The sequence below is a fragment of the Mycobacterium sp. 1245801.1 genome, from assembly GCF_001673055.1.
Classification (GTDB): Bacteria; Actinomycetota; Actinomycetes; order Mycobacteriales; family Mycobacteriaceae; genus Mycobacterium; species Mycobacterium europaeum_A.
Window position 1 is genome coordinate 1 of record NZ_LZKY01000368.1, and the last position, 9,737, is coordinate 9,737.

At 70.6% G+C, this 9,737-nt stretch carries 10 protein-coding genes; 6 read left to right on the plus strand and 4 right to left on the minus strand.

What is annotated here, in order from left to right; all coding sequences use genetic code 11:
* The coding region (locus A5622_RS23185; RefSeq protein ID WP_156753064.1) for a class I tRNA ligase family protein at positions 1–1,570 on the plus strand (1,570 nt) is incomplete at its 5' end.
* 36 nt (positions 1,571–1,606) lie between these two features.
* On the opposite strand, the gene A5622_RS23190 is transcribed toward A5622_RS23185, so the two are convergent.
* Entirely contained in the window at positions 1,607–2,128 is a 522-nt protein-coding gene (locus A5622_RS23190; RefSeq protein ID WP_082972059.1) for a hypothetical protein, read from the minus strand.
* A 66-nt stretch (positions 2,129–2,194) separates the two neighbouring features.
* On the opposite strand from A5622_RS23190, the gene A5622_RS23195 reads away from it, so the two are divergent.
* Positions 2,195–3,598 carry a DNA polymerase IV gene (locus tag A5622_RS23195; protein ID WP_197497938.1) on the plus strand — a complete coding sequence of 468 codons (1,404 nt, stop codon included), beginning with the start codon at positions 2,195–2,197 and terminating at the stop codon, positions 3,596–3,598.
* Here the strand turns inward: A5622_RS23195 and A5622_RS23200 are convergent.
* Positions 3,563–4,501 (minus strand): asparaginase, encoded by a 939-nt coding sequence (locus A5622_RS23200; protein ID WP_066871282.1) that lies wholly within the window; start codon positions 4,499–4,501, stop codon positions 3,563–3,565. The genes A5622_RS23195 and A5622_RS23200 overlap by 36 nt on opposite strands.
* A 73-nt stretch (positions 4,502–4,574) precedes the next feature.
* Here A5622_RS23200 and lspA point away from each other — a divergent pair, with 73 nt between their 5' ends.
* Both lspA and A5622_RS23210 read left to right on the plus strand, forming a co-directional pair.
* Positions 4,575–5,225 (plus strand): signal peptidase II, encoded by a 651-nt coding sequence (gene lspA / locus A5622_RS23205; protein WP_082972012.1) that lies wholly within the window; start codon positions 4,575–4,577, stop codon positions 5,223–5,225.
* On the plus strand, positions 5,218–6,144 hold the full coding sequence (locus A5622_RS23210; protein ID WP_066871279.1) for an RluA family pseudouridine synthase: 927 nt from the start codon (positions 5,218–5,220) through the stop codon (positions 6,142–6,144). The genes lspA and A5622_RS23210 overlap by 8 nt, the downstream gene beginning before the upstream one ends.
* A 1-nt stretch (position 6,145) precedes the next feature.
* Here A5622_RS23210 and A5622_RS23215 read toward each other — a convergent pair whose 3' ends face one another.
* Together A5622_RS23215 and A5622_RS23220 are read right to left on the minus strand one after the other, a co-directional pair.
* A complete protein-coding gene (locus A5622_RS23215) occupies positions 6,146–6,904 on the minus strand; it encodes a class I SAM-dependent methyltransferase (protein ID WP_066871276.1) in 759 nt (252 codons plus the stop codon).
* Between the two features lie 97 nt (positions 6,905–7,001).
* On the minus strand, positions 7,002–7,412 hold the full coding sequence (locus tag A5622_RS23220; protein WP_066881475.1) for a group 1 truncated hemoglobin: 411 nt from the start codon (positions 7,410–7,412) through the stop codon (positions 7,002–7,004).
* Between the two features lie 284 nt (positions 7,413–7,696).
* Here A5622_RS23220 and A5622_RS23225 point away from each other — a divergent pair, with 284 nt between their 5' ends.
* Together A5622_RS23225 and A5622_RS23230 are read left to right on the plus strand one after the other, a co-directional pair.
* Positions 7,697–8,737: an SDR family NAD(P)-dependent oxidoreductase gene (locus tag A5622_RS23225; RefSeq protein WP_066881476.1), complete on the plus strand. Its 1,041-nt coding sequence runs from the start codon at positions 7,697–7,699 to the stop codon at positions 8,735–8,737.
* A 4-nt stretch (positions 8,738–8,741) separates the two neighbouring features.
* Positions 8,742–9,545, plus strand: coding sequence for an SDR family oxidoreductase (locus A5622_RS23230; RefSeq protein ID WP_066881477.1), 804 nt, complete (start codon positions 8,742–8,744; stop codon positions 9,543–9,545).
* The last annotated feature ends 192 nt before the right edge of the window (positions 9,546–9,737 follow it).

A 9,737-nucleotide genomic window follows, 5' to 3' on the forward strand; every position in this document is an offset into this window, starting at 1 on the left:
CGACGAGCTGACCCGGCCCAACCCCGACGACCCGACCGGGGCCAGCACGATGCGGCGCATCCCCGACGTGCTCGACGTGTGGTTCGACTCGGGTTCGATGCCCTATGCCCAGGTGCACTACCCGTTCGAGAATCGCGACTGGTTCGACGGTCATTACCCGGGCGACTTCATCGTCGAGTACATCGGGCAGACCCGCGGCTGGTTCTACACCCTGCACGTGCTGGCCACCGCGCTCTTCGATCGGCCGGCCTTCAAAACCTGTGTGGCACATGGCATCGTGCTGGGCTCCGACGGCCAGAAGATGAGCAAGTCGCTGCGCAACTACCCGGACGTGTCCGAGGTGTTCGACCGCGACGGCTCCGACGCCATGCGCTGGTTCCTGATGGCCTCGCCGATCCTGCGCGGCGGCAACCTGATCGTGACGGAACAGGGTATCCGCGAGGGCGTTCGCCAGGTGCTGCTGCCGTTCTGGAACGCCTACAGCTTCCTGGCCCTCTACGCGCCCAAAGTCGGTACCTGGCGCACCGATTCGACGCAGGTGCTGGACCGCTACATCCTGGCCAAGCTCGCCGAGCTGCGCGACGATCTGACGCATGAGATGGACACCTGTGACATCTCGCGGGCCTGCGAGCAGCTGCGCCAGTTCACCGAGGCGCTGACGAACTGGTATGTGCGGCGGTCGCGTTCGCGGTTCTGGGAAGAGGACGCCGACGCCATCGACACCCTGCATACCGTGCTGGAGGTGACCGCGCGGCTGGCCGCGCCGCTGCTGCCCTCGGTGACCGAGATCGTCTGGCGCGGCCTGACGTCGCAGCGGTCGGTGCACCTGACCGATTGGCCCCAGGCCGGCGACGTGCCCGCCGACCCCGACCTGGTCGCCGCGATGGATCAGGTCCGCGACGTCTGTTCGGCCGCGTCCTCGCTGCGCAAGGCCAAGAAACTGCGGGTGCGGTTGCCGTTGCCGAAACTCACCGTGGCCGTGGCGGATCCGCAGCGGCTGGAGCCGTTCGTCGACCTCATCGCCGACGAACTCAACGTCAAGAGCGTCGAGCTGACCGACGCGATCGACACCTACGGCCGCTTCGAGCTCACCGTCAACGCGCGGGTGGCCGGGCCCCGGCTGGGCAAGGACGTGCAAGCCGCCATCAAGGCGGTCAAGGCGGGGGAGGGCGTCGTCAATCCCGACGGCACCCTGACCGCGGGTCCCGCGGTGCTGCATCCCGAGGAATACAGCTCACGACTGGTCGCCGCCGACCCGGAATTCACCGCGGCCCTGCCCGACGGCGCGGGCCTGGTGGTCCTGGACGGCACGGTGACCCCCGAGCTCGAGGCCGAAGGCTGGGCCAAGGACCGGATCCGCGAATTGCAGGAGCTGCGCAAATCGACGGGTTTGGACGTGTCCGACCGGATTTCGGTGGTCATGGCGGTACCGGACGAGCGGGCCGACTGGGCGCGAACCCACCGCGACCTCATAGCGGGTGAGATCCTGGCCACCAGCTTCGAATTCGGCGACCCGGCCGACGGCGCCGAGATCGGCGACGGCGTGCGGGTGCGCATCGCCAAGGCCTGAGCCCGCCGCGGTCGGCCGCGAGCGCACCGGAAGCGGTCAGTTCCTCGATCGCAGCGCCCGGTGGGCGTGCGGCCAGAACGGCATGCCAACGGCGACCGTCGCCCCGGTAGCGATCACGCCGACCGCCACGTCGACGCTCTTGCGACCATCCGAGGCCCAATAGACGTCCTTGAGGTCCAACAGCAGCGCCAGCTCGTCGACGATCATCGCGTTGGCCGCGCCGTAGGCCACCGCCGCCGCGGGGTGCTGGCGTTGCTTGTCGCTGCCGCGCAGCCCGATGCCGGCCACCGTGGCCAGCATGCCGATGCCGATGTTGTAGTGGTGGAAATGCTTGCCGCCCAACGACACTCCGCCACCGGAGGGTCCATGCCCGGCCCGGATCCAGTGGGTGAGGCCGCGCAGGCCGGCGAAGGTGAGGGTGAACGAGGCCCAGGCCAGCACGGTGGCCTGCTCCCCGGGTTGCAGGCGCTCGTTCCATTGGTGGCGCAGCCGCGCCCATCGCGTCGAGGGCGACGCGTCCCCGTGCGGAACGGCCGCAGCGCCGGACTCGGTGGCCATGACAAAACGGTAGTTCACCTGGCCCGTCGTGGGGGCAATAGCATCGATCGGGTGGAGTCGCGGTGGGTGCTGCACCTGGACATGGATGCGTTCTTCGCCTCCGTCGAGCAACTCACCCGCCCGACGCTGCGTGGGCGCCCCGTGCTGGTCGGCGGACTGGGCGGGCGCGGCGTGGTGGCCGGGGCCAGCTACGAGGCGCGCGTGTTCGGGGCGCGCTCGGCCATGCCCATGCACCAGGCCCGCCGGCTGGTCGGCGTGAGCGCGGTGGTGCTGCCGCCGCGCGGCGTGGTCTACGGGCTGGCCAGCCGCCGGGTGTTCGACACCATCCGCGCCGTGGTGCCCGTGGTCGAGCAGTTGTCCTTCGACGAGGGGTTCGGTGAACCCGCCCAGCTCGCCGGGGCGTCCGCCGAGGACGTCGAGGCGTTCTGCGAGGACCTGCGCCGACGGGTCCGCGACCACACCGGGCTGATCGCCTCGGTGGGCGCCGGGTCGGGCAAGCAGATCGCCAAGATCGCCTCCGGACTGGCCAAGCCCGACGGGGTCCGGGTGGTGCGCCGCGCCGAGGAACGCCTGCTGCTGGGCGGGCTGCCGGTGCGCCGGCTGTGGGGGATCGGGCCGGTCGCCGAGGAGCGGTTGCATCGCCTCGGCATCGAGACCATCGGCGAGCTGGCCGCGCTGACCGAGGCCGAAGCGGCCAACATCCTGGGCGCCACGATCGGGCCGGCGCTGCACCGGCTGGCCCGCGGCATCGACGACCGCCCGGTCGCCGAGCGCGCCGAGGCCAAGCAGATCAGCTCCGAATCGACCTTCGCCGTCGACCTGACCAGCCTGGAGCAGTTGCGCGAGGCCATCGAGCCGATCGCCGAGCACGCCCATCAGCGCCTGCTGCGCGACGGTCGCGGCGCGCGCACCGTAACGGTCAAGCTGAAGAAGTCCGACATGAGCACCTTGACACGGTCGGCGACGCTGCCTTACGCCACCACCGAGGTCGCGGCGCTGCTCGGTCTGGCCCGCCGGCTGCTGCTGGATCCGCGCGAGATCGGGCCCATTCGCCTGCTCGGCGTGGGCTTTTCGGGGCTGAGCGACGTGCGGCAGGAATCGCTGTTTCCGGACTTGGAAGTGCCTGAACCGCAACAGGATTCGGCGTCGGTGGAAACCGCGACCGAGGCCATGTATGGGCCCGGGCCCCAGACAGCAGACGATGCGGGGTGGCGGGTCGGAGACGACGTGGCACACCGCGACCTCGGGCACGGCTGGGTGCAGGGCGCCGGCCACGGCGTGGTCACCGCGCGGTTCGAAACCCGCACCTCCGGACCCGGCCCGGCCCGCACGTTCCCCGCCGACGACGGGGACCTGGTGCGCGCGAACCCGGTCGATTCCCTGGATTGGCCCGATTACGTCGGGGGCCTGCAGGCCGCCGAACTCCGAGCGGTGTCAGCCCCACCGGGCGATGACGTCGGCCGCGGGTAGCTGCGCGGCCAGCGCGGCGATCAGCAGCACCCGCGCCTGGGGCGGCCGCAGCCGCGGCACCAGCACCGCCCCGGCGGCGGCCATGTCATGGCCGGGGCCGTAGCTGGCCCCGACCCGACCGCCGGGCACGCGGGTGGACACCGCGACCACCACGCCGTCGCCGCAGTGCCGGCGCACCGCGTCGACCACCGCCGGCCCGGCGTTGCCCGACCCCAGCGCCTCGAGCACCACGGCCCGCGCCCCGGCGGCAACGCACGCATCGAGCGCCACGGCGTCGCTGCCCAGATAGGCCGCGACGATGTCGACGCGCGGTGCGCTGCCGGCCCGCGGCTCGCCGACGTACGGGCGGGTCTTGGGTCCGGACAGCCGCACGTCACCGGCGACGGTGCCGAGCAGCTGACCGGTGAAGCCGCTCAGGTCGTCGGTGGCCACCTTGCTCATGCCCAGCGGTTGCAGCACCCGCCCGGCGAAGCACAGCAGCACGCCCAGGCCGCGGGCGGCCGGGCTGGCCGCCACCGCCAGCGCGTCGCGCACGTTGCCCGGGCCGTCCGCGTCCGGCGCGTCGGCGCTGCGCATGGCGCCGGTCAGCACCACCGGGGCGTGGCCCGCATACGTCAGATCGAGCCACAGCGCGCTTTCCTCCATGGTGTCGGTGCCATGCAGGACCACCACCCCGTCCGCGCCGCCGTCGACCGCGGCCGTCACCGCGTCACGGATCCGGTCCCAGTCGGCCAGGGTCAGCTCCGAGCTGTCGACCGCCAACAGGTCAACCACGTCGACGTCGTGCTCCGCGGAGAAGGGCGCCGTCAGATCCGCCCCGCTGTAGGCGGGCCGGTGCACCCCGTCGGCGCCGGTGCCGGTCGATATCGTGCCCCCAGTGGCGATCACGGTGAGGCGGGCCATGCTTGGCATCATTGCGCATCACCGCCGGGCGAACCTGGCTAGCCTGCGTGGGGCGGTAGGGGATGATGGGGAAGTGCCTGAAGAACCGACAAACTCGACTGAGCCGGTGACCTCAGCCGAACAGGCTGGTGAGGCCGCCCCGGCCCAGCGGGACGCGGAGCCCGACGCCGTCGCGCCGCCCGAAGCCGCGCCGCGGCGGTTGCGGCTGCTGCTGTCGATCGCGGCCATCGTGCTGGCCCTCGACGTCGTCACCAAGGTGCTCGCCGTCAAACTGCTGCCGCCCGGCCAGCCGGTGCCGATCATCGGCGACACGGTGACCTGGACGCTGGTCCGCAACTCCGGGGCGGCGTTCTCGATGGCGACGGGCTACACGTGGGTGCTGACGCTGATCGCGACCGGGGTCGTGGTCGGCATCTTCTGGATGGGGCGTCGCCTGGTGTCCCCGTGGTGGGCGGTGGGCCTGGGCATGATCCTCGGCGGCGCGATGGGCAACCTGGTCGATCGTTTCTTCCGCGCCCCCGGCCCGCTGCGCGGGCACGTCGTGGACTTCCTGTCGATCGGCTGGTGGCCGGTGTTCAACGTCGCCGACCCCTCGGTGGTCGGCGGCGCCATCCTGCTGGTGGTGTTGTCGATCTTCGGGTTCGATTTCGACTCGGTCGGCCGGCGCACCGCCGCCGACCGGCGCAAGGACGAGGACGACGCCGGAGACGGCGCGGGTGAGTGACCGCTCGATGCCCGTCCCGGAGGGACTGGCGGGCATGCGCGTCGACGCCGGACTGGCCCGGCTGCTGGGGCTCTCGCGCAGCGCGGCGGCCGCGATCGCCGAGGACGGCGGCGTCGAGCTCGACGGCGTGCCGGCCGGCAAGTCCGACCGGTTGACCGGCGGCGCCTGGCTGCAGGTGCGCCTGCCCGAAGCGCCCGCGCCCCTGCAGAACACGCCGGTCGACGTCGAGGGCATGACGATCCTGTACTCCGACGACGACATCGTCGCGGTCGACAAACCGGCGGCGGTCGCCGCGCACGCCTCGGTGGGCTGGACCGGGCCCACGGTGCTCGGCGGCCTGGCCGCCGCCGGCTACCGGATCACCACCTCGGGGGTGCCCGAGCGGCAGGGCATCGTGCACCGCCTCGACGTCGGAACGTCCGGGGTGATGGTCGTGGCGCTGTCCGAGCGCGCCTACACCTTGCTCAAGCGGGCGTTCAAACAGCGCACCGTCGACAAGCGCTATCACGCGCTGGTGCAAGGACATCCGGACCCGTCCAGCGGGACCATCGACGCGCCGATCGGGCGACACCGCGGCGGCGAATGGAAATTCGCGGTCACCAAGGACGGCCGGCACAGCCTCACCCACTACGACACCGTGGAGGCGTTCGTCGCCGCCAGCCTGCTCGACGTGCACCTGGAGACCGGCCGCACGCACCAGATCCGGGTGCATTTCTCCGCGCTGCATCACCCGTGCTGCGGCGACCTGGTCTACGGCGCCGACCCCAAGCTCGCGAAAAAGCTTGGGCTGGAACGGCAATGGCTACATGCTCGGTCACTGTCGTTCGCCCATCCGGCCGACGGCAGGCGGATGGAGATCGTCAGCCCCTACCCGCCCGACCTGCAACACGCGCTGGACGTGTTGCGCGACGAGGGCTGACTCACGCCGGCTTGCGGGCCTCGACGAGCAGGCGCACGGAGTGGCCGACGAACGGCCCGTCGGATTCGATGCGCTCGTGCAGTTCGGCCAGCCGGTCCCGGTACCGCTGCACGGTGAAGTCGGGCACCGTCCAGATCACCTTGCGCAGGAAGTACACGACGGCGCCGATGTCGAAGAACTCGGCGCGCATCCGCTCCATGCGGATATCGACGATCTGCAGCCCGGCCGCCTCGGCCTGCGCGCTCACCGCGTCCGGGTGAAACTCGGCCCATTTCTCCGGCTGCGGCCCGATGAAGTACTCGACCAGCTCGCCCATGGTGGCCGGACCGATGTGCTGCGCGAAGTAGGTGCCGCCGGGGCGCAGCACGCGCCGTATCTCCGACCACCAGACGGAGATCGGGTGGCGGGTGGTCACCAGGTCGAACGCCTCGTCGCCGAATGGCAGCGGCGGTTCGTCCCGGGTGGCGACCACCACCACACCGAGCGGATGCAGGCGCCGGGTGGCCAGCGCCGCGTTCGGGGGCCACGTCTCGATGGCCGCCATCGTGGGCGGGAACGGCGCCGCGCCGGACAGCACTTCACCGCCTCCGGTGTGAATGTCGAGCGCGGCCGACACCGCGGCCAACCGCTCCCGCAACAGCCGCTGGTAGCCCCACGACGGGCGCTCCTCGGTGGCCCGGCCGTCCAGCCACGAGAAATCCCAGCCGTCCAGCGGGGCGGCGTCGGCCTCCGCGATCAGTTCGTCAAATGTGCGCCGCATGCCACGCATGCTAGGCACTGCTGCTCGCCGGCAAGCCGAGATCGCCCCGATGGCGGCGATGGCCGTGGTGGGCGCCGGCCGCGATCCGGGGGAGCGGTCAGACCGTGACCTTGCCGGCGTCACCCGTGGCGATCTCGGGCGCCAGCGGTGCGATCGCGCCGAGTATCTCGGTGACCGTCTCGGACGGCACCCCGGCGGCGGCCAGCGCGTCGGCCAAATGCCCGGCCACCAAACTGAAGTGGTGCATGGTGATCCCGCGGCCCTGGTGCACCTGCTTCATCGGCGCGCCGGTGTAGGGCTCCGGGCCGCCCAGGGCCGCGGCGAAGAACTCCGTCTGCTTGCCCTTGAGGCGGTTCATGTTCGTGCCGGTGAAAAAGCCGGACAGCTGATCGTCGGCAAGCACCCGGACGTAGAAGTCCTCGACCACGACTTCGATCGCCTCGTGCCCACCGATCCGGTCGTAGATGGATGCCGGTGCGGACTTGCGGAAGCGCGCCAGAATTTTCATAAGCACGATTGGAACATCTCGGCGTTGCCCGTCGGTTTATGCGCGATCACGCCCGGATTGCCTTGTGTAACAGCGGGATTGCCCGCCGCTGGCGGACGTTCTCGGCGAACCGTGAGAGTGGGGGCCGGGACCCATGACCGCAATCCGCGTCAAGGTGAGGCGAACATGTCCTAGGTTGGCTTCATGATGCACATCACATCACTCGCGCAGCCCCGCAATGCGGTCGTGGCCATCGGGCAGGCCAGTTGCGGTCGGGGGGCTCACATCATCAGGAGCGAATGCCGATGAACCTTGGTGACTTGACGAACTTGGTGGAGAACTCGCTCGGAAACCTGGTGGAAAAGCCGCTCGCGGCGGTCTCGCACATCGTGAACACCCCGAACTCCGCCGGCCGGTATCGGCCGTTCTATCTGCGCAACCTGCTCGACGCGGTCCAGGGGCGCACCCTCGAGGACGCCGTCGCGGGCAAGACCGCGCTGATCACCGGGGGATCCTCCGGCATCGGCGAGGCCGCCGCGAAGAAGATCGCGGAGGCCGGTGGCACGGTGGCGCTGGTGGCGCGCACCCGGGAGAACCTCGAGAAGGTCGCCGACGAGATTCGCGACAACGGCGGCACCGCCCACGTCTACCCGTGCGACCTGTCCGACATGGACGCCATCGCCGCCATGGCCGATCAGGTGCTCGAGGACCTGGGCGGTGTCGACATCCTGATCAACAACGCGGGCCGCTCGATCCGGCGCTCACTCGAGCTGTCCTACGACCGGATCCACGACTATCAGCGGACCATGCAGCTGAACTACCTCGGCGCCGTCCAGCTGATCCTCAAGTTCATCCCCGGCATGCGCGAGCGGCGATACGGGCACGTCATCAACGTCTCCTCGGTCGGCGTGCAGACCCGCGCGCCGCGCTTCGGCGCCTACATCGCCAGCAAGGCCGCGCTGGACAGTCTGTGCGACGCGCTGCAGGCCGAAACGGTGAACGACGACGTCCGGTTCACCACCGTGCACATGGCGCTGGTGCGCACGCCGATGATCAGCCCCACCACGCTCTACGACAAGTTCCCGGCGCTCACACCCGAGCAGGCCGCCGGGGTGATCGCCGACGCGATCGTGCACCGGCCGCGCCGGGCCAGCTCACCGTTCGGGCAGTTCGCGGCCGTCGCCGATGCGCTCAACCCGGCGGTGATGGACCGGGTGCGCAACCGGGCGTTCGCCATGTTCAGCGACTCCAGCGCCGCCAAGGGAGATGAATCATCGAGCGACGCAACGGAATTCGATAAGCGCAGCGAGAACTTCGTGCGGGCGACCCGCGGGATACATTGGTGAGACCATGAGCCTTCCAAAACCTGACCTGCAGACCACCGTTGTCATCACCGGCGCCTCGTCGGGTATCGGCGCCGAACTGGCCCGCGGGTTGGCCCGCCGCGGCTTCCCGCTGCTGCTGGTTGCGCGCCGGCGCGAGCGCCTCGACGAACTGGCCAATGAGGTGGGCCAGGAGTACTCCGTGGCCGTCGAGGTGCTGCCGCTGGATCTCAGCGACAGCAAGGCCCGCGCCAAACTGGCGGGCCGGCTGCGCGCCGAGCCGATCGCCGGCCTGTGCAACAGCGCCGGTTTCGGCACCAGCGGGGTGTTTCACGAGTTGCCGCTGGAGCGCGAGAGCGAAGAGGTGACGCTGAACGCGCTGGCGCTGATGGAGCTCACCCACGCGACGCTGCCGGGCATGGTTTCCCGCGGGGCGGGCGCGGTGATGAACATCGCGTCGATCGCCGGGTTCCAGCCGGTTCCCTACATGGCGGTGTACTCGGCCACCAAGGCCTTCGTGCAGACGTTTTCCGAGGCGGTGCACGAGGAGTTACACGGCACGGGCGTGTCGGTGACCTGCCTGTGCCCGGGACCGGTGCCGACCGAGTGGGCCGAGATCGCCAACGCCGAGCGGTTCAGCATCCCCATCGCGCAGGTCGCGCCGCGCGACGTTGCCGAGGCGGCCATCGTCGGCATGCTGTCCGGCCGTCGCACGGTGGTGCCCGGGGTGGTGCCCAAGGTGGTCAGCACCGGCGGCCGGTTCGCGCCGCGCAGCCTGCTGTTGCCCGGCATCCGGATCGGCAGCCGATTCCGCGGCGGGCCCAAGAGCTGAGCGGGTCGCCGGGTCGGGGCCCGTCTCGCATCAACGAGCGAGACCGCGACACTGAACCTACGTACGCGACACGCCGAGACGGGTGTGCGTAGATGCAGTCTCGCGGAATATGGGAGCCCGCCGCGGCGCAAGTGCCGGATGAGGCCGGGCGCTAGGCTCGGGCGGTGGCTGCTGTGGACCTGACCGCCGATG

Coding starts and splice junctions, on each gene's coding strand:
- A5622_RS23190 (WP_082972059.1), bottom strand. CDS start 2,128: ATGGCCACCGAGTCCGGCGCTGCGGCCGTTCCGCACGGGGACGCGTCG.
- A5622_RS23200 (WP_066871282.1), bottom strand. CDS start 4,501: ATGGCCCGCCTCACCGTGATCGCCACTGGGGGCACGATATCGACCGGC.
- A5622_RS23215 (WP_066871276.1), bottom strand. CDS start 6,904: ATGCGGCGCACATTTGACGAACTGATCGCGGAGGCCGACGCCGCCCCG.
- A5622_RS23220 (WP_066881475.1), bottom strand. CDS start 7,412: ATGAAAATTCTGGCGCGCTTCCGCAAGTCCGCACCGGCATCCATCTAC.
- A5622_RS23225 (WP_066881476.1), top strand. CDS start 7,697: ATGAACCTTGGTGACTTGACGAACTTGGTGGAGAACTCGCTCGGAAAC.
- A5622_RS23230 (WP_066881477.1), top strand. CDS start 8,742: ATGAGCCTTCCAAAACCTGACCTGCAGACCACCGTTGTCATCACCGGC.